The following is a 24,930-nucleotide window of genomic DNA, read 5'->3' as shown; positions in this document are numbered from 1 at the left end:
GACTACCACCGGCGTTCGAACCGCCGACGCAGCAGGATCGCGGCGGCGTTCATGACGATCATGAAGGCGAGGAGCACAAGGATGGCGGCGGCGGTCCGCTCATGGAACGCCCGCTCCGAGGCGTTCTCCCAGATGTAGATCAGCGAAGGCAGGGCGCCGACCGGCTCGTCGATGGCGTGGGGCACGCCAGGAACGAAGCTGATCATGCCGATCAGCAGCAGCGGCGCCGTCTCGCCCAGCGCATGCGCCATGGCGATGATCGAACCGGTCATGACGCCGGGCATGGCCAGGGGCAGGACGTGACCGAACACCGTCTGGGTGCGGCTGGCGCCCATGGCCAGGGCCGCCTCGCGGATCGAGGGCGGCACCGCTTTCAGCGACGAGCGAGTGGCGATGATCACCGTCGGCAGGGCCATCAGCGCCAGCACCAGACCGCCGACCAGCGGACTGGCGCGCGGCAGGTGCAGGAAGTTGATGAACAGGGCCAGACCCAGCAGGCCGTAGACGATCGACGGCACCGCGGCGAGGTTGTTGATATTGACCTCGATGATCGCGGTCAGGCGATTGCGCGGCGAATATTCCTCCAACCAGACGGCCGCCCCGACTCCGCACGGAATGGCGATCAGGGCCGTGACCAGCAGCATCAGAGCCGAACCGACCACGGCGCCCAGCACCCCGGCCAGTTCCGGCTGGGTCGAGTCGCCCTTGGTGAACAGGGCGGTGTTGAAGTGGGCGCGCACGGCGCCGGAGGCCTTCATCCGGTCCAGCCAGGCCATCTGCTCATTGCTGATGCGCCGCTGGTCCTCGGGCGTGGCCTTGGAGATTTCGCCCTTCAGATAGAGGTCGGCGTTGTCCGCCAGCGGCGCCGCGACCGGCACGGTCTGGCCCAGCAGGCTGGGCTGGCGCGCGATCATGCCCGCGGCCTGGAATTTCAGCTCGGACGAGAACAGGGCCTTCATCGCGGCGGCCTTGGAGCCCTGCGCGTCGTCCTGAATGCCGAGGCGGCGCAGTTGCTGTTCAGCGACGATCTGCTCGAAATTGGCGCCCTGCGGATAGGACCGGTCGATGCGCGCCGGGTCCATATAGACCGGCAGGGTCACGCTGTGGGCGTAGAAGGCCGTGCGGCCCTGCATGATGATGCTGCCCAGCAGGATCACCAGGAAGATCAGGGCGAAGCCGATGGCCGCGCGGCCATACCATTTGAACCGCGTCTCGCGCGCATAGCGCCCGCGCAGCCGGGCCTGCAGACGCTGGGTCCGGGCGCTGACGGCGGTCGCAGGGACGCCGATATCGACGGGGGCGTCAGTCATACTGTTCCCGATAGGCTTGCACGATGCGCATGGCGACGATGTTGAGCAGCAGGGTGACGACGAACAGGGTCAGGCCCAGGCCGAAGGCGGCCAGGGTCTTGGGGCTGTTGAACTCCTGGTCGCCGGTCAGCAGGGTGACGATCTGCACCGTGACGGTCGTCACCGTATCCAGCGGGTTCAGGGTCAGCTTGGCCGCCAGACCGGCGGCCATGGTCACGATCATGGTCTCGCCGATGGCGCGTGAGATGGCCAGCAGGAAGGCCCCGGCGATGCCCGGCAGGGCGGCGGGCAGCAGCACCCGCTTGACCGTCTCCGACTTGGTCGCGCCCATGGCGTAGGAACCGTCGCGCAAACTCTGCGGCACGGCGTTCATGATGTCGTCGGACAGGGAGCTGACGAAGGGGATCAGCATGATCCCCATGACCGCGCCGGCCACCAGCGCCATCTGGTTCTGCACCAGCATCAGATACTGGCCGACCCCGTCCAGCGGTCCGCCGACCAACCAGCCGCCGATGGTGTTGAAGAAGACGCGGAAGGCCGGCCCCACCGTCAGGGCGGCGAAGAAGCCGTAGACCACGGTCGGAACCCCGGCCAGGACCTCGAGCAGCGGTTTGACCACGGCGCGGGTGCGACGACCGGCGTATTCCGACAGATAGATGGCCGAGAACAGGCCGATGGGGCCCGCTACCATCATGGCGATCATCATGATCAGGAAGGTGCCCGCGAACAGCGGCACGGCCCCGAAGGCGCCCGACGAACCGATCTGGTCGGCGCGGATCGCCATCTGCGGGCTCCACTTGGTCCCGAACAGGAATTCGGTGATCGGCACCGCGTTGAAGAAGCGAAGGCTGTCCCACACCAGCGAGAAAATGATGCCCAGGGTGGTCAGCACCGCCACCGCCGAACAGGCGAACAGGACGATGCTGATCCAGCTTTCCACCCGGTTGCGCGCGCGCAGGTCGGGCCGGATGCGCACGAAGACGAACAGGCCGCCCAGCACCGCCGCGATCAGAGCCGCGACGCCGCCGCCCCAGCTCAGGGCGCTGGAGATGCTGTGGGCGCGACGCCCCTCGGACGGCAGTTCCTCGGCATAGGGGGCGGGCCAGATCTGCTGGGCCTCAAGCCCGTCGCCGATGCGGCGGGCGTCCGAGAAGAAGGCTTCGCGACGGAAGGGCTCCAACTGGGTGACGCTGGCGGGCGCGCCAGCCGCCAGCATCTGACGCTCCAGCGGCGTGGAGAAGATCGAGGCGGCGATCAGCACGGCCAAAGCCGGCGCGCCGACCCAGATCAGGGCGTAGAGGCCGTGCTGCCCCGGGCGCGAATGCGCCCTGACGCCCAGACTGCGACGCGCCGCAAGGCCGCGCCCGCCCAGATAGGCCAGCCCGGAGAAGGCGATCAGCAGTAACAGGAAAATCCAGATCATCCGGGTCCGTGCACGCGTGAATCATTAACGTGCCGGGTCCGGCGCGTTTCGGCCGGGAAACTGCCCGCGATTGGCGTGCGGATTACGACGGCCGCGTGACAGTTCTGTTACGGCGCCCATCCTTCATGTCGCAGGGCCGCCCACAGGTTCCGTCTCCCGCGCGGGCGCCAGGGGGAAGCAGGCGGCGAAGATCGCCCCCTGGCCCAGGGCGCTGTCCACCGCCAGGCCGCCGCGGTGACGGATGATGATGTGGCGCACGATGGCCAGACCCAGCCCCGTGCCCTGCCGCTCGCCGCTCTTCTGGCCTTCGACGCGATAGAACCGCTCTGTCAGGCGCGGCAGGTGCTCACGCGCCATGCCCGGGCCATGATCGCGCACCGTCACCACCGCGTATCGCTGGCCCGCCTCGCGGTCCGGCGTCGCCAGAGACAGCCGCGTGCCTTCCGGCATCCTCGCCGCCATGGCCTCGTCCAGGGTGCGGTCGCGGTCGATAGACAGTTCGACCACGCCGCCGCTGCTGGAATATTTCAGGGCGTTGTCGATCAGGTTCTGGATCACCTGGACGATCTCGTCGCGATCCCCGGCGACAGTCGCGCCGCCCTTCCCCAGGTCCGCCTTGATGGTCACGCCGCGCTCGCGCGAGATGACGCTGACGGCGTCCACCACATCCGCCGCCGCACGCGACAGATCCACCCGTCCCAGCGGCGCGATATGCTCGTTCAGCTCGATCCGGCTCAACGACAGCAGGTCCGCCACCAGTCGCCCCATCCGGTCGGCCTGGATGGCCATGATGTCGAGGAAACGGTCGCGCGCCTTGGGGTCGTCCTTGGCGTGGCCCTTCAGCGTTTCGATAAAGCCCGACAGCGAGGCCAACGGCGTCCGGAGTTCGTGGCTGGCGTTGGCCAGGAAGTCGACGCGCATCATCTCCATGCGCCTGGCATCGGTTTCGTCGCGCAGCCCGACCAGGGCCAGCGCCCCCGCCCCCCAGGCGTGGGCGTCGCGGGCCGGCAAAGGCCGGACGAAGGCGCGCCAGTGCCGCTCCTGGGCGCCGCCGCCGACATAGTCCACCGAACTGCTGATATCGCCGAACAGGGCCTCGTCCACCGCCTCCAGCACCTTGGGGTCGCGGATCACCGAGACCAGCAGGCCGCCGCCGGCGCCGTTCAGGCGAAACAGCTCGCGCGCGGCGGCGTTGGCCAAGGCGATTCGTCGCCCGGCGATGTCGTCAGCCTCGCCGCCGCTGACGATCAGGATGGGATCGCCCAGCGCCTCGAACACGTCGCCCAGGAGCGCCGCGTCCGGAGCCAGATCAACCGGGCCGCTGACGTCGAAATTGGTGTCGCTGAAGACGGCCGGCGGTCTGCGGTTCACCAGCCAGGTCGACAGCGCCACGGCCGCCGCGCCCGCCGCCAGCCACCCCGCCAACTCCGGCTTCATCACGGCCAGAACGAACATCACCAGAATGGCCACGCCGCCGCTGGCGCCTGCGGTCCACAGACGGGACGAGGCGGTAGGGGCGACCGGCGAAGGCGAGTGCTCGTAAGGCATGGTGATCGGCGTTATCTCATTATTCAGCGGACAGGCGATATGTTCGATACGACTTGGCGGAGCGGGGCGGCCGCGATCGGCAAACTCCGCGCATAGCGTATTTTCTTCACCGATTTGCGGCAGTTTGCATCAACGGCGCGGAGGGGCATCGGACGTGAATACGATCCTGAACTGTCTGGTTCAGCAGCACGACTGGCGGATCCTGCCTTTCGCCGGCCTAGTTTCGATCTTCAGCCTGTTGATCGCCCTCAGCCTGTTCGACCGCGCCCGCAGTTTGGCCCCACGTTCGCGCCGCCCCTATGTGATCGCCGTGCCCCTGATCGCGGGACTAGGCGTCTGGTCCACCCACTTCATCGCCATGCAGGCCTACGACGTCGGCGCGCCGGTCCGTTACGCCCTGACCGAGACCCTGGCGTCCCTGGCCATCATCCTTATTGCGTCCTTCACCGCCACGATTCTGGCGCTCGCGACCGAAGCGCGGCGCTGGCGGCTGCTGGCGGCGCTGACCTGCGGCGCCGGCGTGGCCGCCATGCATTTCGTCGGCATGGCCTCGCTGCGCATATCCGGCGCAACGCTGTCGTGGAACGCGCCCCTGGTCGCCCTCGCCGTCGGCGGCGGCATGGCCCTGATCTGCACGCCCTTCCTGGCCCTGCCCCCCGCCGGGATAAGGCGCGTCGTGATCACGCCCTTGATGGGAGCGCTGGGCGTCTGCTGGCTGCATGTGGTCGCCATGAGCGCCGTGGTTCTCACCCCCTCGCCCGGTGTTCTCCTGCCGGTCGCCGGAGCGCCGGCAACGACCATCACCCTGTGGGTCGGCGTCAGCGTCACGTTCCTGGCGATCACCGCCGCCTTCCTGACCGGCACGATCTGGTGGTCGCGACACAGCGCCCTGGGCCAGTTCCGCGAGGCCATCGAGGCCATGCCCGATGGCCTGGGTTTCTATGACGCCGACGACCGACTGGCGATCTGGAACCGCCGCTACGCCGAAGTGAACCCCGAGGTGGCGGCCGTTCTGAAGGTCGGCGTCACCTTCCACGAAATCCTCGTGGCCGGGGTCAAGGCCAGCCTCTATCCCTGCGCGAAAGATCGGGAACAGGCCTGGATCGCCGAACGCATGGCCAATCGCCGTCGACCGCGGGGCGCCATGGAGCAGCACATCGGCGACCGTTGGTTGCGGGTGCAGGATCGCCGCACCGCCGAGGGCGGCACGGTGACCATCTGCTCCGACATCACCGACCTGAAGCACGACGCCCAGGCCCTGGCCGAAGCCCGCGACGCCGCAGACGCCGCCAACCGCGCCAAGAGCCAGTTCCTGGCCAATATGAGCCATGAGATCCGCACCCCGATGAACGGCGTCATCGGCGTGGCCCAGGCCCTGGCCCGCACCGATCTGGACGAACAGCAGCGCGAGATGCTGGACCTGATCCATGCCTCCAGCCGGACCCTTCAGACCCTGCTCAGCGACATTCTCGATCTGGCGCGCGTCGAGTCGGGCCGCCTGGAGTTGCACGAGGAAGCGTTCGACCTGGCGCGTGCGGTGGACGAAGCGGCCCAGCTCTATGCCGCCGCCGCCCGCGACAAGGGGCTGCAGTTCTTCGTCGAGGTCGCGCCCGAGGCGCGCCTGTGGATTCACGGCGACGCCGTCCGCCTGAAGCAGGTCCTGACCAATCTGGTGTCCAACGCCGTCAAGTTCACCGCCTCGGGCTTCGTCAGCCTGACGGTCGACGCCGGGCCGCAAGGCCTGCGCTTCGTGGTCCAAGACACGGGGATCGGCTTCGACGCCGAGACACGCGATCGGCTGTTCAGCCGCTTCGAACAGGCGGACGGCGACATCACTCGGCGCTTCGGCGGATCTGGACTGGGGCTGGCGATCTGCCGCGAACTGGCCGGCATGATGGGCGGCGGACTGGGCTGCGAAAGCGAGCCCGGCGGCGGCGCGGCCTTCATCCTGACCCTGCCGCTGCGTGTGGTCGAAACGCCCGCCGCGCCCGAGCCGACGACCGTTCATGCCAGCGAAACGGCGCCGGTCGGAACGGCGCGCCGTCTGCGCATCCTGGTCGCCGACGACCATCCCACCAACCGCCGCGTGGTCGAACTGATCCTGGATCAGGCGGCGGTCGATCTGATCTCGGTCGAGGACGGGGCCCAGGCAGTGGAGGCCTGCCGCGCCTCCGCTTTCGATCTGGTGCTGATGGACATGCAGATGCCGGTCATGGACGGGTTGACGGCCACCCGCGAGATTCGCCTGCATGAAGCCGCCATGGGGTCGCCGCGCGTCCCCGTCGTCATGCTGACCGCCAACGCCCTGCCCGAACATGTGGCGGCGGGACTGGAGGCCGGCGCCGACCGCCATCTGGCCAAACCGTTCAGCGTCGAGGCCCTGCTGGCTACGGTGCAGGAACTGACGGCGAACGCGCCTCAGGCCGTCGAGCGGGCGGCCTGAGGATTTTCCGTCATTCGTAGCCGTGGGCAGCTTCGTTGATGACCTGCGACGGCATGGCCGAGAAGTCGACGCTCATCGCTCGGGCGGCCTTGGACTGGAAGGTCCTGATGACGTGCTCCAGCCGGCGGCGGACCTCGCGTTCGGCCTCGGTCGCGCCGTCCAGCGCCAGCGGCGCCAGACAGAAGTCGATGATGGCCTGGGGTCGGGTCAGCGGTTCCATGAGTGTCTCTCCTGATTGGATTTCGTTCTAGGCGGCGTGAAACTGGGCGGTCTCGGTGGAGTCTTTCAGGGCCGTGGTCGAGGACTGGCCGTTCGAGATCACCGTGGCGACCTGATCGAAATAGCCGGTGCCGACTTCGCGCTGGTGACGGGTGGCGGTGTAGCCGGCCGCCTCGTTCGAGAACTCGCGCTGCTGCAACTCGGAATAGGCCGCCATGCCGCGATCGCGGTAGCCGTCGGCCAGCTCGAACATGGCGTTGTTCAGGCTGTGGAAGCCGGCCAGGGTCACGAATTGGAACTTGTAGCCCATGGCGCCCAACTCGCGCTGGAACTTGGCGATCGCAGCGTCGTCCAGCTTGGCCTTCCAGTTGAAGGAGGGCGAGCAGTTGTAGGCCATCAGCTTGCCCGGATGCTCCTTCTGGATCGCCTCGGCGAACTTCTTGGCGTCGTCCAGATCCGGGTGCGAGGTTTCCCACCACAGCAGGTCAGCAATGTTGGCATAGGAAAGGCCACGCGCGATGCAGTGGTCCAGGCCGGTGCCTTCCTTCAGACGGAAGAAGCCCTCGGGCGTGCGGTTGTCGCGGTCGATGAAGGGCTGGTCGCGCTCGTCGATGTCCGAGGTGATCAGCTGGGCGCTCTCGGCGTCGGTGCGGGCGACGGTGATGGTCGGCGTGCCCATGACGTCGGCGGCCAGACGGGCGGCGACCAGGTTGCGGATATGGGCCTGGGTCGGGATCAGAACCTTGCCGCCCAGATGGCCGCACTTCTTCTCCGACGCCAGTTGGTCCTCGAAGTGAACGCCGGCAGCGCCCGCCTCGATGAAGGCCTTCATGATCTCGAAGCTGTTCAGCGGGCCGCCGAAGCCGGCCTCGGCGTCGGCGACGATGGGGGCGAACCACTCGCGCTTGGCCCCCTCTCCCGGCTTGGCCTCGGCGTGCTCGATCTGGTCGGCGCGTTGCAGGGTGCGGTTGATGCGGCGGCACAGTTCCGGCGCGGCGTTGGCCGGATACAGCGACTGGTCCGGATACATGGCCCCGGCGGTGTTGGCGTCGGCCGCGACCTGCCAGCCCGACAGATAGATGGCCTTCAGACCCGCCCGGACCATCTGCATCGCCTGATTGCCGGTGACGGCGCCCAGGGCGTTGATGAAGGGCTCGCTGTGCAGCAGTTCCCACAGACGGTTGGCGCCGCGCTCCGCCAGGGTGTGCGTGACCGGCACCGAGCCGCGCAGGCGCAGAACGTCCTCCGGCGTATAGGGGCGTTCGATGCCGTCGAAACGGCCAGCGGGCGAAGGAACCAGATCGGCGAAGGTCGTCATGTTCAACTCGGCTTTGAAAGGGCGCGGTCACTGCCGCTGTCACCCGGACCAGAACACCCAGCCGTCACGAATGACACACCGATGACCTCAACATTGAAGTCAAACAGTCACATAATGACACTTGCCAATCAGTCATATCATGACATCATCGCGTCATGAACGCCGCCGCTGATCGCAAGCTCTTCCTCGGCGGCCGCCTGAAACGGCTGCGGCGCGACCTCGGCCTGTCGCAGACGGCGATGGCGGGGGACCTAGGCGTCTCGCCCTCCTATCTGAACCATATCGAGCGCAATCAGCGGCCCGTCTCGGCCCAACTTCTGCTGCGTCTGGCCGAGACCTATGACGTGGACCTGAGGAACCTGGGCCAGTCCGGCGGCCCGGCGTCCGAGGCGGAACTGGCCGAGGCCTTCGCCGACCCCCTGTTCCAGGGCCTGGCCGTGCCGCGCCACGAGATCGTGCAACTGGCCGAGGATCAGCCCGCCGCCGCCGACGCCATTCTGAAGCTCTATCGCGCCTTCTCCGACCGGCGCGTGCGCGACCGAGCCGAGGCCGAGGTGGCCGGCGCCGCCTCCCCCGCCGACAGCCCGTCCGAATGGGTGCGCGAATACATCCAGGCCCGGCACAACCACGTTCCCGAACTGGATGCCCTGGGCGAGGCCCTGCACGAGGCCCTGAAGGCCGAGGCATCGTCGCCGGACGAGGGGTTCGAGGCCCTGGCCCGCGTGCGGCTGTTCGCCCGTCACGGCCTGACCGTCCGCACCCTGCCCGCCGAGGTCATGGTCGAATGGACCCGCCGCTTCGACCCGCACCGGGGACGGCTGCTGCTGTCCGAGACGCTGGGTCCGTCGTCGCGGGCCTTCGCCGTCGCCTGCCAACTGGCCCTGATGGAGCATGGGCCTGAGCTTCAGGCCCTGACCGAGACGGCCAATGCGCCCGACGCCCCGACGCGCAACCTGCTGAAGACCTCGCTGACCAACAGCCTGGCCGCCGCCATCCTGATGCCCTACGCCGCCTTCCAGCGCACGGCCGAGGAGACGGGCTATGATCTGGCCCGGCTGCAGGCTCGCTTCGGCGTCGGCTTCGAGCAGGCGGCGCACCGGCTGACGACGCTGTCGCGGCCTACGGCAAGAGGCGTGCCCTTCTTCCTGATGCGGGTCGATCAGGCGGGCAATGTGTCCAAGCGCTACGCCTCGGGTGCCTTTCCCTTTTCGCGCTTTGGCGGGTCCTGCCCGCGCTGGCGGCTGCACTCGGCCTTCCGCACTCCGGGCCGGATCGTCACCCAGATCATCGAGACTCCCGGCCAAGATGGGAAAGAGGGCTCGCGCTGGTTCACCCTGGCCCGCACCGTGGACCGCCAGGGCCAGGACGCCTTCACGGAAGGCCAGGACCTGGCTATCGGCCTAGGCTGCGAGCTGAAGCACGCCCACCGCCTGATCTATGCGCGCGGTCTGGACCTGCAGAAGCCCGAGGTCACGCCGATCGGGCCGGCCTGCCGGCTCTGTGAGAGACACCCCTGCGCCGAACGCGCCGCCCCGCCGGTCGGGCGGGCGCTGACGGTCGACGATTGGTCGAAGTCGGTCAGCCCGTATCCGTTTGCGTAAAAGACCTTCTCCCCTTGCGGGAGAAGGTGGCGGCCGAAGGCCGACGGATGAGGGGTTTTGCTGTCGGTTGAGAGACCCCTCATCCGACCTCGCTCCGCTCGGCCACCTTCTCCCGCAAGGGGAGAAGGGAGATTCTAGTGCGCCAGAAGCAGCGCCACCGGGGTTTCGGTCAGCAGGGTCTGGGTCACCCCGCCGAAGATCCACTGACGCATCCGCGCGTGGCCCCAGGCGCCACTGACGATGGCGCCGGCCTTCATCTCGGTGGCGCAATCCAGCAGGCGACGTCCGGCCGAGCGGTCGTCGTGGGCGCGGGCGTCGGCTTCGGCGGTCACGCCGTGGCGGACCAGCCAGGCGCAGACGTCGTCCGTCCTCAGACGGGCGCCGTCCATGTCCCCGGGATCGCACAGCTCGACCACCCGCACGGATTGCGCCCGCTGCATCAGCGGCAGGGCGGCCTGGGCCGCCAGACGGCTCTCGCGGCTGTCGGTCCAGGCCAGCAGGACCGGTCCGTCCATGATGGCGCGCGCGGGCGTCGGCGGCACGATCAGAACTGGACGGCCCGCCCGCATGACCAGATCGGCCGGATGCGGCGCGCGCCAGCCGCTGACGTTGGCGGCGTCCCGCCCCACGATCAGGACGTCGGCGGAACGCGCGTGCTTGACCAGAAGGCCCGTCGGATCGCCCACGTCGGCGCGCCACTCGCAGGGCACGCCCGCGCGGGTCACGGCCTCGCGAAACCGCTGCTCGGCCCCCTTCAGGGCGCTCTCGGCCCGTTCGTGCTGGGCGGCCAGCACTTCGCCCAACAGGATGCCGGCGCCATAGGCATCGGCCATGGGCGTTTCCGGCGCACAGGCGGAAACGCCGATCAGATGGGCGTCATGGATCAGGGCGAGGTCGCACGCCTGGGCGATGCGAGCCGCGTTGTCGGGTTCGTCATCGACATAGACGATCAGGCTGGACCAGGTCATGGCGACCTCCTCTTGCTCCACAGCCATAGAACACCCGGCGCAAGCTTTGGCCCTTGATCCCGATCAAATAACAGCGATCACGATCCGGACAGAACGACCTTGCCGTTCTCCAAACGGTGCGGGACGCCGGTCTTGCGGAACAACCCCGCGATCTCGGCCGCAGGATCGGCCGCGCCCTGATCCAGCATCCGGTCGATGGTCTGCGCCAGCCACGGATCGCCCGACACGCGAGTCAGCGCCTCCAGCCACTCGGCGCGAGTCAGCACCTTGTCCTCGCGGTTGGCCGCCAGGAGCCGGCGCAGGAAGTCGAACCAATCGCCGCCGTCGCGCCGCTTCTGCGCGCCCTCGGCCGCCATGGCGAAGACGGCTCCACAGGCGTAGTAGGCGCGGTGCTCGCCCCGCGCGCCAGCCTCGGCCACCGGCTTGCCGCGCGCCAGGTCGATGCAGTCGTCCACCTCGCTCTGCAACTCGGCCCGGTCGTCATAGGCCGGGTCCAGCGCCTTCAGCGCCCGCACGGCCATCAGGTCGGCGCCGCCCTCGGTGATCCAGGCGTCGCGCGCGAACTGATAGCGGACCGCCTGCCCCAGCCAGAAATGCGCGCCTTCGTGGCCGATGAACCAGCGCGACCGTTCCAGCATCTCCGCATTGGGCCGCAGCACGCCCACGCCCTCGAACTTCATGACGATCAGGCCGGGCAGGACGCTGCCGCCCATGCTGGACAGGCGTTCGGTCGGGCCGTTCCAGCTGACCATGACGGTCGAGGTCTCGCTGCCGACGCCGGGAGACCCCAGCCGACGCAGATAGTAGTCGCCGACATGGGGCGCGAAGCTGCGGATCTCCTCGCCGATCCAGGACGGCAGGTTGGGGTCGATGACCGTGGTCAGCCCCTCGCCCGGCGTCACCCGCGCCCGCCCCAGCAGGACGTAGGACCGCTCGCCCGTCGTGGTCAGTTGGGCGCGCCGCTCGCCGTTGAACAGCACCGGTCCAGCCGCGTCGCGCCAGGTCACGGAGGAAGCGCCGCCCTCCAGATCGATTCCGTTCAGATCGGCCGGCATGGCCTCGGCCGCCTCGACCGACGGCAGGGCGAAGACGTCGAACTGGCGCGTCGGCAGGGCCACGGCGCCGTCCGAGAAGGTCAGCGTGCCGTACTCCGCCTCCAGATAGACAGACTTGGGCTTGAGCGAAAAGCGCACGTGACGCGGCACGGGGCCCCCGTCCAGGCTGCGGATCACGTCATAGTAGCCGCGCCGCTCCATGACGACGCCGGGCGTGTCGACGCTCCACTGGGTCGGACGCCAGGGCTGACGGACGTCCACGATCAACGCCGAATCCATGAAGGCCCAGACCGGCGCGTCGCGATTGAACACATAGTCCGCCGTCCAGCGGTCGCCGTCGCGCGCGACCTCGACCATGGGCGCAGCCCGAGCATCCCAGGTCCCCGGCGGCAAGGGCGCGGCGGCGCAGGCGCCCAGCAGGGCGACAGCCAGAACGGTCGAGGCGGCGAGGGCTTTCAGACGCAAGGGACACTCCGGTATCGAATCATGAACGCCCCTGCCGAGGATCCATAAACGCGCCCGCTGGGGGTCCGAGGCGCAGCGATTGGACTAGCAGACCTCGAGTTTCTGGAAGGCCGAGGATGACGGATGGGGCCACCAGCGTCACCTTACGGATGGCTTAGGATTGCGCCCGCGCGAGGGCGCGCCCCGCCGCCGCCAGTTCGTCCGCCATCACCGATTTCAACCGCTGCGGCGACTCGATCGCCACCTGCTCGCCCCAGCTGAACAGGTGCCAGGCCAGTTCCCGCATCCCCGAGGCGCGGAAGCGCACCAGGACCGATCCGTCCGGCTGATCCTCCAGCGTCTGGGTCGGGTGCCAGCGCCAGCCGCGCGCCTCGGCCGCGCCCTCGGGCGTGATCCGCAGCACCACCTCCTCGATCTCGTCCTGATAGATGCCGAACGACTGGCTGGCGAAGGCGGCCAGATCGAAGTCACCGGGAGGCGTCGCCATCCCGTCGCCCGCCTCGACCGAGGTCATGCGATCAAGGCGAAATGTTTGAATGCGCCCGCTCTCGCGGTCCGCCGCCACCAGATAGTTGGCGCGGCCGAACATGACGCCGCAGGGGGCGACGCTGCGGCTGCGCGCCTCGGCCCCCGGTCGCGAATAGATGAAGCCGAGCGGCCGCCCCGCCAGCACCGCCCCGCGAATCTCGGCCAGCACCGCCTCGTCGGCCGAGGGACGCGGCCCGGCCTGGACGGCGATCGTCTCGGCCCGCACCAGGGCCTCCAGATCGGGGGCCAGCCGGTTCAGCGTGGTCGAGCGCATCGCCGCCTTCACCTTGCGCTCCAGCCCCTCCAGCGCCGCCGCCCGCCCGGCCTCGCCCGCGGCGCGCAGGCCCGCCGCCGCCTTGGTCAGCTCCAGCATCTCGGTCGCGGTCGGGGCCTGTTCAAAGGCCGACAGGCCGCCGCGAATGCGCCATCGCTTGGTCGGCGGGTCCGACACCTCCTCGACCTGAGGGAACAGCATCAGGACGGCGTCGCGCATCCGCTCGGCCGTGCGCCGCCCGACCCGCAGTTGCCCCGCCATCTCGTTCAGCGTCAGCCCCTCGGCGCTGGCCGCCATGCCGCGCGCCAGATCAATTACCATCGCCGCCTTGTCGTGCCGCACTGAAACGTCTCCACAAGCCTACGTCCGAAACTGGCGCAATGCTGTCGCATCCTCTCAACATCAGCAAGAGGCAATCGCTTCAGGAGATCCCGACATGGCCTTCGCCCGCACCCCCACCGTCCAGAAGCCCGCCCGCAAGGCGTTCGCCGAGCGCTACATGATTGTGCCGTGCGAGGCCGAAGGCGACCTGGCCGTCATCTGGGATCGCCAGGAAGAACAGGTCGTGGATGTCATCTCCGCCTCCGCCAGCAGCCGCTACTCCGACGAGGACGCCCTGTGGGACGAGTTCCACACCCCCGCCGCAGCGCACGCCGACTGGCGCATGGCGGCCTGAAGGAACCCCCAGCGGCTGACCGCGTTCGCCCAAGCGTGACCGTTCCGGTCCCGCCAGAACGGGGATTTGCCCATGACGTCGCCCCACTCCGCCGCGCCTTCGCTGGACAGCCTCGTGCGCTCGGCCCTGCACAAATCCTGGTGGCTGTTGCTGTTGCGCGGGATCGCCGCCGTGGTCTTCGGCGTGCTGACCTTCGCCTGGCCGCAGATCAGCCTGTTGAGCCTCATCATCGTTTACGGCGCCTATGCCCTGGTCGACGGGGTGCTGGCCATCGTCGCCGCCATTTGGGGCGGCGGCCTGGCCCCACGATGGTGGCTGGCGCTGTCGGGCGTGGCCGGGGTGGCGGCGGGCGTCCTGGCCTTCGTCTGGCCGGGGCTGACGGCTTTGGTGCTGATCTATCTGATCGGCTTCTGGTCGATCATGCGCGGCGTGCTGGAGATCGTCGGCGCCGTCCACCTGCGCAAGGAGATCGCCAACGAGTGGACGCTGGCGGCGGCGGGGATCCTGTCGATCCTGTTCGGCCTGATCCTGGTCTTCGCCCCTGGCCCCGGCGCCCTGGGCCTGCTGTGGCTGATCGCGGCCTGGGCCATCCTGTTCGGCGGCCTGATGATCTTCGTGGCCTTCCGCGTCAGGAAGCTGGCGAAGACTTGAAGGTCGCCTCGCGCGCCGTGACGCGGGCGCGGATCTCGCCGCGCATCCGTTCCAGTTCGCCGGCGTCGATCAGCCGGCCGCGCAGCACCACGTCGGCGATGCGCCGCGTCGCGCTGACGTCAGCCAGCGGGTCGGCGTCCAGCACCAGCAGGTCCGCCGACTTGCCCGCCGCCACGGCGCCGTAGCGCGCGCCCTGGTTCAGGAAGCGCGGGCCGTCGACGACCGAGCCCGCCAACGCCTCGCGCGGCGTCAGCCCCAGCTTCACATACAGCTCCAGCTCATCGTGCAGCGAGAAGCCCGGATAGTTGAACGAGTTGAGGAAGCCCGCGTCCGTTCCGGTCAGGATGGTCACGCCCGCGTCGCGCAGCATGGGCAGGGTGCGGGCGGTGACGTCCTTGACGAAGTGGCGGTCCGCCACCTGCTGCGGCGTGGCCTTGGCCGCACGCTCGACGCGCCAGTCATAGGTGGCGCGGATGCCCGGCCCGACATAGGCCAGCCCGGCGTCGTGCGAGTGGTCGTCCAGATCAAGGTTGGCCAGGGTGGTCGAGCCGTAGAGGGTCGGCGACACGGCCGTGCCCAACTCCCTCAGACGGGCATAGACCCGCCGCGCCGTCGCCACGTCGAAGGTGTCGGCATAGCGCCGCATGGTCTGGGCGTAGGTGTACTTGCCCGCCAGATAGTCGGCGGCGATGGCCGCTTCATCCTTCGAGCCCGCCTTCATGGCGTAGTCGAGGTGCTCGATCGACGACAGGCCCGCCTCGGCGGCCTCCAGCACGGTGATGCTGGCCGGGATGTGGGCCGAGGTCTTCATGCCCCGCTTCTTCGCCTCGCGCATGGCGTAGAGGAAGAGCTCGGGCTTCAGGGTGTTGTCGGTGATCTTGACGAAGTCGACGCGCAGGGCCTGCAGCCGGTCCAGAGCGGCGTCCACGTCGGCCTCGCTGCCGGTCTCGATCACGCCCTTCCAGACCGGGGCGATGCCCTCGATCTTGGGGCCGGAGGTGAAGATGCGCGGGCTGTCGGGCGTCGGCGGGGCGTCGCGCCAATCCAGCACCTGCTGCGCCAGATCGCCCGCCGCATCGCGCACCGCGACCACGCCGTTGACGACATAGAGGGGCATCAGCTCGGCGTTCTCGCCGATCAGGGTCTCGCCGCCGCCGAAGTGGACATGCATGTCCCACAGGCCCGGCAAGACGTAGCGGTCGCCGAGATCCTGCGTCCGCGTCGCGCGATAGCGGCGGGCCTCGCCTTCCGGCAGGACGGCGACGATGTCGCCCCCGCGCACGGCCACCAGTTGATCGGGCGTCGTCGTCCCCTTCTCGACATCGACCACCGTGGCCGAGGTCAGCAGCAGGTCGACCGTCTCGACCGGGGCTTCAACGGCGGTCAGCGGCGCCGTGGCGCAGGCGGACAAGAGGGCGGCGGCGGCGATCAGAAGGGTGCGCATGATCATCCGCTATACGCACGGCAGATTTCGCGGCAAGCCAATCAGGGATACCGGCGGTCCGTCAGGCGATGCGCCGCACAACTTCAGACGGGTGCGGACTCGACGGCGTCCGCAGCCAGCCCCGGCGCGGTCGAACAACTGGCCAGGGTCCAGTCGCCGAGGCTGCGGACCCGACGCCACGCGCCGCGCTCCGCAGCCGCCTGAGGCCGGTCAGGCCCCACGACCACCGGGCGCCGCCCCGTGTCGGTGACGATCTCCAGCTCCATCGGCGCGCCCATGTAGAAGGCCCAGATTTCGGTCGTCTCGACCAGACGCCACTCGCCCGCCTCGTCCGCCGTCAGCAGACGATAGTCAGTCGAGGCCTCCGACCCGCAGGCCGCCAGCCCCGGATCGCGCGCCATGGTGCGGAAATGCCCGCCCTCGGCATGCGGCGTCAGCGACAGGTTGGCGATGATCTCGTCCGCGCTGAAATCCACTTCACCCTCCCCCGTCATGACCGTCCGATACAGGTATCCGAGCCTTGATGGCGCTGTTCGCCAGCGGCGCCAATGCCCCGCCTCAACAGCCGCACTTTAGCCGCAAAACACCGATCTTTTTAATCACCGACGTTCACGTCGCAGGAGGGGAACCATGTTGATTGCGCTTATGTCTCTGGCCATGGCGCAGGCGCAGCCTGCCGCCGCCACTGACCCTTGCCCCCATGATCGGGCGGCGCTTCTGGCGCTGTCGCCGGCGGCCTTCGATCAGGATCTTGAGGGCGGCTGGCGAACCCTGGGTGAAAAGCCCGAATGCGCGGCTGCCGCCGCCGACCTTCTGGCCGCCTACCGCAAGGCGCATTGGGGCGAACTGACGCCCGGCGAACTGCACATCAACTTCTGGCACGAAGGCCAGCTTCGCGCGGGCCTCGGCCAGACCGAGGCCGCGACGCGGCTGATGATGGCAGGGGTGGATCCGGAACCCCCCAACAGCGGTTTTTCGGACTACGCCCTAGGGACCATCGCCTTCCTTCATCAGGATCGGCCAGGTCTGCTCGCCGCCAGGGAACGACTGGCCGAGACGCCCAAGCCCGTCGATTTCGATCGCGCCGCCGAACGCTTCAAGGCCGCCTACGGCTTCACCCTGACATGGCCAATGAACCTCGATGTGCTCGACGGTCTGATCGCCTGCTTTGGTCGCCCCTATAACGAAGCCTACGGCGACTGTCGGCCCGAGGCGCCCGCGCCCTAGAGCGCCTTCACGATCCCTTCGACCATCTTCTTGGCGTCGGCGAACAGCATCATGGTGTTGTCGCGGAAGAAGAGTTCGTTCTCGACCCCGGCGTAACCGGCCGCCATGCCGCGCTTGATGAAGAGGACGGTGCCGGCCTTCTCCACGTCCAGCACCGGCATGCCGTAGATGGGCGATTGCGGGTCGGTCTTGGCGGCGGGGTTGGTCACGTCGTTGGCGCCGATGACGAAGGCCACGTCGGCGGAGGAGAACTCGGAGTTGATGTCCTCCAGCTCGAACACCTCGTCATAGGGGACGTTGGCCTCGGCCAGCAGGACGTTCATGTGGCCCGGCATCCGGCCCGCGACGGGGTGGATGGCGTACTTAACCTCGACGCCCTCTTCCTTCAGCTTGTCGGCCATTTCGCGCAGAGCGTGCTGGGCCTGGGCCACGGCCATGCCGTAGCCCGGGACGATGATGACCTTGGACGCGTTCTTCAGGATGAAGGCGGCGTCCTCGGCCGAGCCCTGCTTGACGGGACGGGTTTCGACCGCGCCCGCGCCGCCGGCTGCTGCCGCATCGCCGCCGCCGAAGCCGCCCAGGATGACGCTGATGAAGCTGCGATTCATGCCCTTGCACATGATGTAGCTGAGGATGGCGCCGGACGAGCCGACCAGGGCGCCGGTGATGATCAGGGCGATGTTTTCCAGCGTGAAGCCCAGGGCCGCAGCGGCCCAGCCGGAATAGGAGTTCAGCATCGACACCACGACGGGCATGTCGGCCCCGCCGATGGGGATGATCAGGGTCGCGCCGAGGATCAGCGCGATGGCGAAGACGCCCCAGAAGGCCCATATGGCCGTGCCGCCGGTGACGATCAGCACGCCGATCAGGAAGACCAGGGCCAGGGCCAGGCCGATGTTGATCAGGTGCCGCGCCGGCAGCAGGATCGGCGATCCGCTCATGTTCCCGTTCAGCTTGGCGAAGGCGATGACCGAGCCGGTGAAGGTGACGGCGCCGATGGCCACGCCCAGCGACAGCTCGACGATCGACAGGGTCTTGATGCCGCCGGTCGCGGTCATGATGCCGAAGGCGTCGGGCGCATAGACGGCCCCGACCGCCACCAGACAGGCAGCCAGACCGACCAGCGAGTGGAAGGCCGCGACCAGCTGCGGCATGGCCGTCATCGGCACCCGCCTGGCGATCAGCGCCCCCGCGCCGCCGCCGACCACGACGCCGCCGCCGATCAAGGCGAGGGTGAGCCTATCCAGCGCGCCAGAGGTCGCCAGCGTCAGCAGGGTCACGCCGACGGCCAGCCCCATGCCGATCATGCCCAGGGTATTGCCGCGTCGGCTGGTCTCGGGGCTGGACAGGCCCCTGAGGGAGAGGATGAACAGGACCCCCGCGGCCAGATAGGCCAACGCGGCTATGGATGCGTTCATCAGATCCCCTCCCCCGGGGTTATTTCAGCGTGGTCAGAAAACGTTGATGACAGCCGGCTTGGCCGGATCGCGCGTGCCGGCGGCGGTGGCCTGACCGTTCTTGACGAGGGCGACGCCGACGGAGCCTTCGCCGCCCGTCTTGGTCAGGCGGCAGCTGCCGTTATCGCCCGGCAGGCGACCGGCCATGGGGCCCGTGCCCGTGTGATTGATGCGGTTCATATGGATGCCGCGCACGGTCACCGGCGCAAACTGGCACTGCAGCGCCCAGGTGGCGCCCTGCGGCGCGGCGACGGACCAGTGCAGGCCGCCGTAAGGGTTCTGGCCGACTTCTTCCGTGTGCTGGGCCGAGGCGGCGCCGGACGCGGCGACGGCGGCGGTCAGGGCGGCGGCGAAAATCAGGGTGGTCTTCATCACATACTCTTAGCGTTTGGTCAGACTTTGGGTGCGGGTCAGCCGCCACAACGCGGCGGCGATGAACAGCGGCCCCAATATTAACATGGCCCAGTCGAAGACCGTCATCTCGCGGTCCTGGATGACGATCCGCGTCAATACGGCGGCGAAGACCAGCACCACGCCGCAGTCCTGGAACCGCAGCTTGCCGATGGGGTCTTTCACTCGCAGCCAGCTCCAGATCCACAGGGCCACGCCCAGGCCGGTGGCGGCCCAGGAGACGTAGTAGGCGAACAGGGCGGGCGAGAAGATCACGAGGCCTTGGGCCTTTCCTTCTTCTTGTACATGGCCAGCATCCGTCGCGTGACCATAAAACCGCCGAAGATGTTGACGCTGGCCAGCGTGACGGCGACCACGCCCGCGCCCTTGGCGATCCAGGCGTTCGGCCCGGCGGCCTCGGGGCTGAGCGCCGCCGCGGCGATCAGGCCGCCGACGACGATGACGCTGGAAATGGCGTTGGTCACGGCCATCAGCGGCGTATGCAGGGCGGGCGTCACGCTCCACACCACATAATAACCGACAAAGATCGCCAGCACGAAAATGGCCAGGCGGAAGACGGTGGGATCGACGTGTTCCATGTTCAGACCCTTTGCTCCAGTCGAGCATCAATGCTGATGAGGACTCTCAAGAAACCACCGTTGAGCACGCTCCCAAAAAAGATCGGAGCAATGTTTGTGAGCCCTCGGCCGAATGCCTGGCCGGAACTATCCTCGACGAAGCCGATCATCAGCGCAAAGACGCAGAAGATCGGGCCTCCGAAAATCGCGACCAGCGAGAAGGTCGAAAGCGCATTTCGTAAACGAGCCGGAATCATCCCTTCACGCCCTCATGCACCACGGCCCCGCCGTGCGTCACGACGGCGGCCTTGAGGATTTCGTCTTCCAGATCCAGCGTCACCGCGCCGTCTTTCAGCATCAACCCGACGAAGGCGGCCAGGTTGCGGGCGTAAAGCGCGCTGGCGTCGGCCGCGATCCGGCCCGGCAGGTTGGTGTAGCCGACGATGGAGACGCCGCCCGCCGTGGTCACGACCTCGCCCGCCTTGGCGCCGGCGACATTGCCGCCCGCCTCGACCGCCAGATCGATCAGAACCGAGCCGGGCTTCATCGACGCCACCTGTTCGGCGCTGACCAGAACCGGCGCCGCGCGGCCGGGGATCAGGGCCGTGGTGATGACGATGTCCTGCTTCTTAATGTGTTCGCCGGTCAGGACGGCCTGCTTGGCCTGATACTCGGGGCTCATCGGCTTGGCGTAGCCGCCCGCCGTCTGGGCGTTCTTGAACTCTTCGTCCTCGACCGCCAGGAATTTGGCGCCCAGGCTCTCGACCTGTTCCTTGGTGGCCGGGCGCACGTCGGTGGCGGTGACGACCGCGCCCAGACGCCGCGCCGTGGCGATGGCCTGCAAGCCCGCCACGCCGACGCCCATGACAAAGACCTTGGCCGGGGCGACCGTGCCCGCCGCCGTCATCATCATCGGGAAGCCGCGGCCAAAGGCGTAGGCCGCCTCGATCACCGCGCGATAGCCGGCCAGATTGGCCTGGGACGACAGCACGTCCATGACCTGGGCGCGGGTGATGCGCGGCACGAATTCCATGGCGAAGGCGGTGACGCCGGCGCCTTTCAGCGCCTCGACCGTGTCCTTTTCGCGATAGGCGTCCAGCATGGCCACGACGACGGCGCCGGGCTTCAGGGCGCTGGTCTCCTGCGCCGTCGGGCCGCGCACCTTCAGCACGATGTCGGCCCCCTCCAGCACCGCGCGGGTGTCGGGCCTCACCGTCGCGCCGGCCGCGACGTAGTCCGCGTCGGGAATGGACGAGCCCAGCCCCGTCCCGGTCTCGACCGCAACGGTCGCGCCCAGGGCGATCAGCTTCTTCACCGTCTCCGGCGTTACGGCGCAGCGCGCTTCGCCTTCACGGCGCTCGCGGGTCACGGCGATGGCGACAGCCAAGCGAATCCCTCCCTTGTCCCCCAGAGCCCGAACGTTAGGACGAAGCGGAAGCGGGCGTCAAAGCGCAAATGGACCCGCGAGCCTGACGATTTGTTGCGACGAGAGGGCGAATTACGCGCCCAAAACGCAACTTTCGACCCGCCCGTTTACAACTCAAGACACGAAAAAGCCCGTCGAACGCGAAGCTCGACGGGCTTTCATGATTCGATACGCCGCGAGCGCGGCGCGGGCCTCAGTGCGCGGGCTTGGAGCGCAGGGCAAAGAAGCCGGCCACGAACAGGGCCACGGCGCTGATGGCACCCGCGATGAAGCCGGCGCCCACCGCAAACCAGACCGTCAGGAACAGCAGGACGGCGGCCATGAGCAGCGAGCCCCACTTGGCCAGGAACTGGAACAGGTGCCAGGTCGAAACCTGTTCCGAGATTTCCATCGAGCCGTGCACATAGGCGTGTTCGGCGTTGTCTGCGTGCTGGTCGGCCATTCAGGTCTTCCGAAAAAGAGTCGAGATTTCGACGGCCCTTATAGCGGTCGGGGCGCGCTGCTCAAGGCCCCGCCTCAATCAAGCGCGGCCAGAACGTCGCGGGCGAAGGCGGCGACGTCGAAACCCTTGCCCGTCGGGTCCTCGCCGCGCCGCACGATGACGACGTTGCGGCTGGGCACGATCACCACATACTGCCCGCGATTGCCGAAAGCGGCGAAGGCGTCGGCGGGCACGCCGTCCGACCGGTTCATCACCCAGAAGGTCGCGCCATAGCCGAAGGCGCCGGTCGGCGGCTGCGGCCCCGAGGGCGTCGAGACGAAGGCGCGCCAGCCCTCGGGCAGGATGCGCTCGCCCTCCCAGACTCCATCCTGAACATAGAGCTGGCCAAAGCGGGCCAGATCGCGCGCCGTGGTCCAGACCTGGCTCGACAGGATGTAGTTCCCGCGCCAATCGGTCTCGGCGAAGGTGTGCGTCATGCCCAGACGGTCGAACAGTTCAGCCGGCGGATGGGCGGCGAACGTCGGCGCGACGGCTAGGACCGCCAGCAGGGTGTCGTTGTTGGCGTAACGGTAGGTCGAGCCGACCGGCGCCAGCAGCGGCCAGCCGGGCGCCTGCTCGTCCACGGCGGTTCCGCCGAAATAGAGGGCGTCGGTGCGGTTGCCCGCCGTGTCGCTGGTCAGGCCGGAGGCCATCCGCATCAGGGCCTCCAGCGTGATGGCGCCGCGCGGATCGCCCTGCCCCCGCCAGTTGGCGATGGCGGCGGGGGCCTTCACATCGACCTCGCCGCGCTGGACCGCCGCCCCGATCAGGGTCCCGGCCAGGCTCTTGGCCACCGACCAGGTGCGCTGGGGCGTGTTGGGGCCAAAGCCCTCGGCGTATTTCTCGGCCACGATCCGGCCGTCCTGCAGCACGACCACGCCGGTCGTATTGGCGCCCGCGCCGAAACCGCCGCCGAACGCCTGCGCCACGGCGGCGTCCAGCGCCGCCGCATCGCCCTGCGCCTGCCCCGTCGGCAAGGCCGCCGCCGAGGTCCGCCGCGCTTGCGGCGCCCGCGCGGGCGCGCCGCCCACGACATAGCCCATCGGCTGAATGACGCAGCCGCGTCCCGGCGTGTGGACGGCGACGCGCGCGGGGGCCCTCTCGTCCCAGGCCACGGAGACGACATCGCCCGACATCTGGGCCGTCATCCCGTCGACCAGAGGCTGAAGCTCGGGATAGATTCCCACCAGCTCGTTCGCCTCGACGCTGGCCGGGGTGCGGGTCGCGCCCGCTTCCTTCGCCGTATGCAGGGCGCTGCACATCGTCAGCGCCTTGTAGCCCGCCGCCAGGGCGCGATGGTTGGCGGTCGGCGGCGTCTGGGCCAGCGCCGTCGTCGGCAGGGTGAGAACGGCGGCGAGAGCGAGGGCGCGATACGCGTGTTTCATACCGCCACGCTTTACGTCGCGGCGCCCGCTGTCAACGGCGGAACCCCTTCCTTCTCCCCTTGCGGGAGAAGGTGGCAGGCGAAGCCTGACGGATGAGGGGTCGCGCTGCCTCAAACGTCGCCAATATCCACTGTCGAGAAACCCCTCATCCGGCCGTGACGGGCCACCTTCTCCCGCAAGGGGAGAAGGGATTTTCTCAGCCCAGCGCCTCGAACTGATCCACCAGCCGCTCCAGCCGCTTGGTGCCGATGGTCCAGAAGGCCGGGTCGCGCGGGTTGAGGCCGAAGGGTTTCAGCGCCTCGACATAGGTATGCGCCCCGCCGCCGGACAGCAGGTCGCGATAGAGGGGCGTGAACGCCGCCGGGTCCTTGGCCCGCGTCTCCATCAGGGCCGCGACCAGCAGATCGCCAAAGGCGTAGGCGTAGACATAGAAGGGCGAGTGGACGAAGTGGCTGACATAGGCCCACCAGTTCTCATAGCCCGGGTTCAGCGTCACCGCCGAACCGAGGCTGGATCCCAGCTCCTCCATCCAGATTTCGCCGATGCGCTCGACGGGGACCTCGCCCGCCGCGCGCTCGTCGTGGAAGCGGGTCTCGAAGCGGTGGAAGGCGATCTGGCGCACCACCGTGTTCAGCCCGTCCTCGATGCGACCGGCCAGCAGGGCGCGCTGATCCTCGGGCGTCGCCTCGGCCAGCAGCCGATCAAACGTCAGACCCTCGGCGAAGATGGAGGCCGTCTCGGCCAGGGTCAGCGGCGTGTCGGCCAGCAGGCTCCCTTGCGCCGCCGCCAGGGTCTGGTGCACCCCGTGGCCCAGCTCGTGGGCCAGGGTCAGCAGGTCGCGCCGCTCGCCCATCCAGTTCAGGAAGACGTAGGGGTGGCGATCCGCCGTCACCGGGTGGGCGTAGGCCCCCGACTGCTTGCCCGCCCGCGCCTTGGCGTCGATCCACGGCCGGTCGAAGAACCAGCCCGCGCGCTCGGCGAAGTCGCCGCCCAGATCGCCGAAGCTGGCCAGCACCACCTCGCGGGCCTGAGCCCAGTCATAGGTGCGCGGCGGCGTCGCCTCAATGGGGGCGTTGCGATCCCAGTGATCCAGCGCCGTCTTGCCCATGGCCTTGGCCTTGAGCGCATAATAGCGGTGCGAGATGCGCGGATAGGCTTCGGCCACGGCCTCGGCCATGGCGTCCACGCTCTCGCCGTCCACCTCGTTGCCCAGGTGGCGGCTGTCGGCGGGGCGTTTGAAGCCGCGCCACTTGTCCTCCAGCGCCTTGTCGGCGGCGACGGTGTTCATGACCATGGCCATGGTCTGGGCCTTGTCGGCGAAGGCTTGCGACAGGCCCTCGGCGGCTGACGCGCGCTTGGCGCCGTCGGCGTCGCTGAGGCGGTTCAGGGCTTCCGACAGGGTCAGGCTCTCGCCGTCCGCCTCGGCCCGCAGCGCCGCCAGGGTCTCGTCGAACAGGCGCGGCCACTGGGCCTGGATGGGGCCGCGCTCGGCGATGAAGGTCTCCAGCTCGGTGGACAGCTCGTGCGGCTTCATGGCCCGCACCCGGCGCAGCCAGGGCGACCAGCGCGCGGCGGCCGGATGGGCGGTCAGAGCCGCGGCGATCTCGGCCTCGTCCAGCTGGTTGATCTCCAGCGTCAGCCAGACGGTCGGCGCAGCGATGACCGTCATCTTCTCGCGGATATTGGCCTCGAACCCTTGCGCGCCCGCATCGTCGCGCGCCGTGGAGGCCGCCAGGAAGGCGTAGGCGCCGAGGCCGCCCATGACGTCCGCCGCCTGCTCGTACAGCTCAATGGTCTGATCCAGCGCCTGACCCAGCGCCGCCGCCTCGCCGCGCTGGCCGACCAACTGGCCCTGATAGGCGTTCATCCGGTCCACCAACGCCTTGGTCCGCTCGAGGTCGGCGGCGATGCGCGCATCCTCGCGCGAGGCGTAGAGGTCGGACAGGTCCCACAGCGGGGCGTCGGCCAAGTCGGGGGTCAGGTCGGGGGTCTGGATGGGCGCGTTCATGCCGCTGTTGTGGAGACGGCGGGCCCAGGACGCAACGTCCGAAAGACGCCAGACA

Annotated in this window: 24 protein-coding genes; 5 read left to right on the top strand and 19 right to left on the bottom strand. The window is 68.6% G+C overall.

The window, feature by feature from the left end; all coding sequences use genetic code 11:
• Window positions 1–2: 2 nt before the first annotated feature.
• From pstA to AB4Y68_RS09915, 3 genes are all read right to left on the bottom strand, one after another.
• Window positions 3–1,310: a phosphate ABC transporter permease PstA gene (pstA, locus tag AB4Y68_RS09925; protein ID WP_441455432.1), complete on the bottom strand. Its 1,308-nt coding sequence runs from the start codon at window positions 1,308–1,310 to the stop codon at window positions 3–5.
• On the bottom strand, window positions 1,303–2,733 hold the full coding sequence (gene pstC, locus AB4Y68_RS09920; RefSeq protein WP_441455431.1) for a phosphate ABC transporter permease subunit PstC: 1,431 nt from the start codon (window positions 2,731–2,733) through the stop codon (window positions 1,303–1,305). Before pstC ends, pstA begins: the two co-directional genes overlap by 8 nt.
• A gap of 123 nt (window positions 2,734–2,856) precedes the next feature.
• Window positions 2,857–4,281 (bottom strand): ATP-binding protein, encoded by a 1,425-nt coding sequence (locus AB4Y68_RS09915; protein WP_441455430.1) that lies wholly within the window; start codon window positions 4,279–4,281, stop codon window positions 2,857–2,859.
• 154 nt (window positions 4,282–4,435) lie between these two features.
• On the opposite strand from AB4Y68_RS09915, the gene AB4Y68_RS09910 reads away from it, so the two are divergent.
• Entirely contained in the window at window positions 4,436–6,724 is a 2,289-nt protein-coding gene (locus AB4Y68_RS09910) for an ATP-binding protein (RefSeq protein WP_441455428.1), read from the top strand.
• Window positions 6,725–6,734: 10 nt separating this feature from the next.
• Here AB4Y68_RS09910 and AB4Y68_RS09905 read toward each other — a convergent pair whose 3' ends face one another.
• Entirely contained in the window at window positions 6,735–6,944 is a 210-nt protein-coding gene (locus AB4Y68_RS09905) for a hypothetical protein (RefSeq protein ID WP_441455427.1), read from the bottom strand.
• Window positions 6,945–6,971: 27 nt separating this feature from the next.
• Window positions 6,972–8,261 (bottom strand): isocitrate lyase, encoded by a 1,290-nt coding sequence (gene aceA, locus AB4Y68_RS09900; RefSeq protein ID WP_441455426.1) that lies wholly within the window; start codon window positions 8,259–8,261, stop codon window positions 6,972–6,974.
• A 155-nt stretch (window positions 8,262–8,416) separates the two neighbouring features.
• Here aceA and AB4Y68_RS09895 point away from each other — a divergent pair, with 155 nt between their 5' ends.
• Window positions 8,417–9,862, top strand: a complete 1,446-nt coding sequence (locus AB4Y68_RS09895; RefSeq protein ID WP_441455425.1) for a helix-turn-helix domain-containing protein — start codon at window positions 8,417–8,419, stop codon at window positions 9,860–9,862.
• A 134-nt stretch (window positions 9,863–9,996) separates the two neighbouring features.
• On the opposite strand, the gene AB4Y68_RS09890 is transcribed toward AB4Y68_RS09895, so the two are convergent.
• From AB4Y68_RS09890 to AB4Y68_RS09880, 3 genes are all read right to left on the bottom strand, one after another.
• Window positions 9,997–10,830 carry a hypothetical protein gene (locus AB4Y68_RS09890; RefSeq protein ID WP_441455424.1) on the bottom strand — a complete coding sequence of 278 codons (834 nt, stop codon included), beginning with the start codon at window positions 10,828–10,830 and terminating at the stop codon, window positions 9,997–9,999.
• A gap of 77 nt (window positions 10,831–10,907) precedes the next feature.
• Window positions 10,908–12,350 carry a hypothetical protein gene (locus AB4Y68_RS09885; protein ID WP_441455423.1) on the bottom strand — a complete coding sequence of 481 codons (1,443 nt, stop codon included), beginning with the start codon at window positions 12,348–12,350 and terminating at the stop codon, window positions 10,908–10,910.
• A gap of 154 nt (window positions 12,351–12,504) precedes the next feature.
• The gene (locus tag AB4Y68_RS09880; RefSeq protein ID WP_441455421.1) at window positions 12,505–13,494 is read right to left on the bottom strand and encodes a helix-turn-helix transcriptional regulator; all 990 of its coding nucleotides are present in this window, start codon (window positions 13,492–13,494) and stop codon (window positions 12,505–12,507) included.
• 94 nt (window positions 13,495–13,588) lie between these two features.
• Here AB4Y68_RS09880 and AB4Y68_RS09875 point away from each other — a divergent pair, with 94 nt between their 5' ends.
• Together AB4Y68_RS09875 and AB4Y68_RS09870 are read left to right on the top strand one after the other, a co-directional pair.
• The gene (locus AB4Y68_RS09875; RefSeq protein WP_441455420.1) at window positions 13,589–13,828 is read left to right on the top strand and encodes a hypothetical protein; all 240 of its coding nucleotides are present in this window, start codon (window positions 13,589–13,591) and stop codon (window positions 13,826–13,828) included.
• Between the two features lie 72 nt (window positions 13,829–13,900).
• Window positions 13,901–14,479, top strand: coding sequence for an HdeD family acid-resistance protein (locus AB4Y68_RS09870; RefSeq protein ID WP_441455418.1), 579 nt, complete (start codon window positions 13,901–13,903; stop codon window positions 14,477–14,479).
• Here AB4Y68_RS09870 and AB4Y68_RS09865 read toward each other — a convergent pair.
• Complete coding sequence (locus AB4Y68_RS09865; RefSeq protein WP_441455416.1) at window positions 14,457–15,923, bottom strand: amidohydrolase family protein; 1,467 nt, start codon at window positions 15,921–15,923, stop codon at window positions 14,457–14,459. The genes AB4Y68_RS09870 and AB4Y68_RS09865 overlap by 23 nt on opposite strands.
• Before the next feature lie 83 nt (window positions 15,924–16,006).
• Window positions 16,007–16,399, bottom strand: coding sequence for a cupin domain-containing protein (locus tag AB4Y68_RS09860; RefSeq protein WP_441455414.1), 393 nt, complete (start codon window positions 16,397–16,399; stop codon window positions 16,007–16,009).
• A 154-nt stretch (window positions 16,400–16,553) separates the two neighbouring features.
• Here AB4Y68_RS09860 and AB4Y68_RS09855 point away from each other — a divergent pair, with 154 nt between their 5' ends.
• Window positions 16,554–17,150: a hypothetical protein gene (locus AB4Y68_RS09855; protein WP_441455413.1), complete on the top strand. Its 597-nt coding sequence runs from the start codon at window positions 16,554–16,556 to the stop codon at window positions 17,148–17,150.
• Here the strand turns inward: AB4Y68_RS09855 and AB4Y68_RS09850 are convergent.
• The 9 genes from AB4Y68_RS09850 to AB4Y68_RS09810 all read right to left on the bottom strand — a co-directional run bounded on the left by AB4Y68_RS09850 (window position 17,147) and on the right by AB4Y68_RS09810 (window position 24,875).
• Window positions 17,147–18,568, bottom strand: a complete 1,422-nt coding sequence (locus tag AB4Y68_RS09850; RefSeq protein WP_441455411.1) for an NAD(P)(+) transhydrogenase (Re/Si-specific) subunit beta — start codon at window positions 18,566–18,568, stop codon at window positions 17,147–17,149. The two genes, AB4Y68_RS09855 and AB4Y68_RS09850, sit on opposite strands and share 4 nt — an antisense overlap.
• A 33-nt stretch (window positions 18,569–18,601) precedes the next feature.
• Window positions 18,602–18,979: a hypothetical protein gene (locus AB4Y68_RS09845; RefSeq protein ID WP_441455410.1), complete on the bottom strand. Its 378-nt coding sequence runs from the start codon at window positions 18,977–18,979 to the stop codon at window positions 18,602–18,604.
• Window positions 18,980–18,988: 9 nt separating this feature from the next.
• Window positions 18,989–19,273 (bottom strand): hypothetical protein, encoded by a 285-nt coding sequence (locus tag AB4Y68_RS09840; RefSeq protein ID WP_441455409.1) that lies wholly within the window; start codon window positions 19,271–19,273, stop codon window positions 18,989–18,991.
• Window positions 19,270–19,596, bottom strand: coding sequence for an NAD(P) transhydrogenase subunit alpha (locus AB4Y68_RS09835; protein ID WP_441455407.1), 327 nt, complete (start codon window positions 19,594–19,596; stop codon window positions 19,270–19,272). Before AB4Y68_RS09835 ends, AB4Y68_RS09840 begins: the two co-directional genes overlap by 4 nt.
• A gap of 2 nt (window positions 19,597–19,598) precedes the next feature.
• Window positions 19,599–19,832 (bottom strand): hypothetical protein, encoded by a 234-nt coding sequence (locus AB4Y68_RS09830; RefSeq protein WP_441455406.1) that lies wholly within the window; start codon window positions 19,830–19,832, stop codon window positions 19,599–19,601.
• A complete protein-coding gene (locus AB4Y68_RS09825) occupies window positions 19,829–20,962 on the bottom strand; it encodes a Re/Si-specific NAD(P)(+) transhydrogenase subunit alpha (RefSeq protein ID WP_441455405.1) in 1,134 nt (377 codons plus the stop codon). The genes AB4Y68_RS09830 and AB4Y68_RS09825 overlap by 4 nt, the downstream gene beginning before the upstream one ends.
• A 232-nt stretch (window positions 20,963–21,194) precedes the next feature.
• The gene (locus tag AB4Y68_RS09820; RefSeq protein ID WP_441455404.1) at window positions 21,195–21,443 is read right to left on the bottom strand and encodes an aa3-type cytochrome c oxidase subunit IV; all 249 of its coding nucleotides are present in this window, start codon (window positions 21,441–21,443) and stop codon (window positions 21,195–21,197) included.
• A 74-nt stretch (window positions 21,444–21,517) separates the two neighbouring features.
• Window positions 21,518–22,867 (bottom strand): serine hydrolase domain-containing protein, encoded by a 1,350-nt coding sequence (locus AB4Y68_RS09815; protein WP_441455403.1) that lies wholly within the window; start codon window positions 22,865–22,867, stop codon window positions 21,518–21,520.
• Window positions 22,868–23,063: 196 nt separating this feature from the next.
• Entirely contained in the window at window positions 23,064–24,875 is a 1,812-nt protein-coding gene (locus AB4Y68_RS09810; protein WP_441455401.1) for a M3 family oligoendopeptidase, read from the bottom strand.
• Window positions 24,876–24,930: the final 55 nt, after the last annotated feature.

The sequence above is a fragment of the Brevundimonas sp. 2YAF1 genome, from assembly GCF_052114745.1.
Classification (GTDB): Bacteria; Pseudomonadota; Alphaproteobacteria; order Caulobacterales; family Caulobacteraceae; genus Brevundimonas.
This window is presented reverse-complemented; position numbering and strand designations above follow the sequence as displayed.

Excerpts from the sequence above, each read along its gene's own strand:
- pstC (WP_441455431.1), bottom strand. The coding sequence starts at position 2,733 with ATGATCTGGATTTTCCTGTTACTGCTGATCGCCTTCTCCGGGCTGGCC.
- AB4Y68_RS09815 (WP_441455403.1), bottom strand. The coding sequence starts at position 22,867 with ATGAAACACGCGTATCGCGCCCTCGCTCTCGCCGCCGTTCTCACCCTG.
- AB4Y68_RS09845 (WP_441455410.1), bottom strand. The coding sequence starts at position 18,979 with ATGAAGACCACCCTGATTTTCGCCGCCGCCCTGACCGCCGCCGTCGCC.
- AB4Y68_RS09835 (WP_441455407.1), bottom strand. The coding sequence starts at position 19,596 with ATGGAACACGTCGATCCCACCGTCTTCCGCCTGGCCATTTTCGTGCTG.
- aceA (WP_441455426.1), bottom strand. The coding sequence starts at position 8,261 with ATGACGACCTTCGCCGATCTGGTTCCTTCGCCCGCTGGCCGTTTCGAC.
- AB4Y68_RS09870 (WP_441455418.1), top strand. The coding sequence starts at position 13,901 with ATGACGTCGCCCCACTCCGCCGCGCCTTCGCTGGACAGCCTCGTGCGC.
- AB4Y68_RS09855 (WP_441455413.1), top strand. The coding sequence starts at position 16,554 with ATGTTGATTGCGCTTATGTCTCTGGCCATGGCGCAGGCGCAGCCTGCC.
- AB4Y68_RS09820 (WP_441455404.1), bottom strand. The coding sequence starts at position 21,443 with ATGGCCGACCAGCACGCAGACAACGCCGAACACGCCTATGTGCACGGC.
- AB4Y68_RS09905 (WP_441455427.1), bottom strand. The coding sequence starts at position 6,944 with ATGGAACCGCTGACCCGACCCCAGGCCATCATCGACTTCTGTCTGGCG.
- pstA (WP_441455432.1), bottom strand. The coding sequence starts at position 1,310 with ATGACTGACGCCCCCGTCGATATCGGCGTCCCTGCGACCGCCGTCAGC.
- AB4Y68_RS09895 (WP_441455425.1), top strand. The coding sequence starts at position 8,417 with ATGAACGCCGCCGCTGATCGCAAGCTCTTCCTCGGCGGCCGCCTGAAA.
- AB4Y68_RS09915 (WP_441455430.1), bottom strand. The coding sequence starts at position 4,281 with ATGCCTTACGAGCACTCGCCTTCGCCGGTCGCCCCTACCGCCTCGTCC.
- AB4Y68_RS09890 (WP_441455424.1), bottom strand. The coding sequence starts at position 10,830 with ATGACCTGGTCCAGCCTGATCGTCTATGTCGATGACGAACCCGACAAC.
- AB4Y68_RS09830 (WP_441455406.1), bottom strand. The coding sequence starts at position 19,832 with ATGATTCCGGCTCGTTTACGAAATGCGCTTTCGACCTTCTCGCTGGTC.
- AB4Y68_RS09865 (WP_441455416.1), bottom strand. The coding sequence starts at position 15,923 with ATGCGCACCCTTCTGATCGCCGCCGCCGCCCTCTTGTCCGCCTGCGCC.
- AB4Y68_RS09850 (WP_441455411.1), bottom strand. The coding sequence starts at position 18,568 with ATGAACGCATCCATAGCCGCGTTGGCCTATCTGGCCGCGGGGGTCCTG.
- AB4Y68_RS09875 (WP_441455420.1), top strand. The coding sequence starts at position 13,589 with ATGGCCTTCGCCCGCACCCCCACCGTCCAGAAGCCCGCCCGCAAGGCG.
- AB4Y68_RS09810 (WP_441455401.1), bottom strand. The coding sequence starts at position 24,875 with ATGAACGCGCCCATCCAGACCCCCGACCTGACCCCCGACTTGGCCGAC.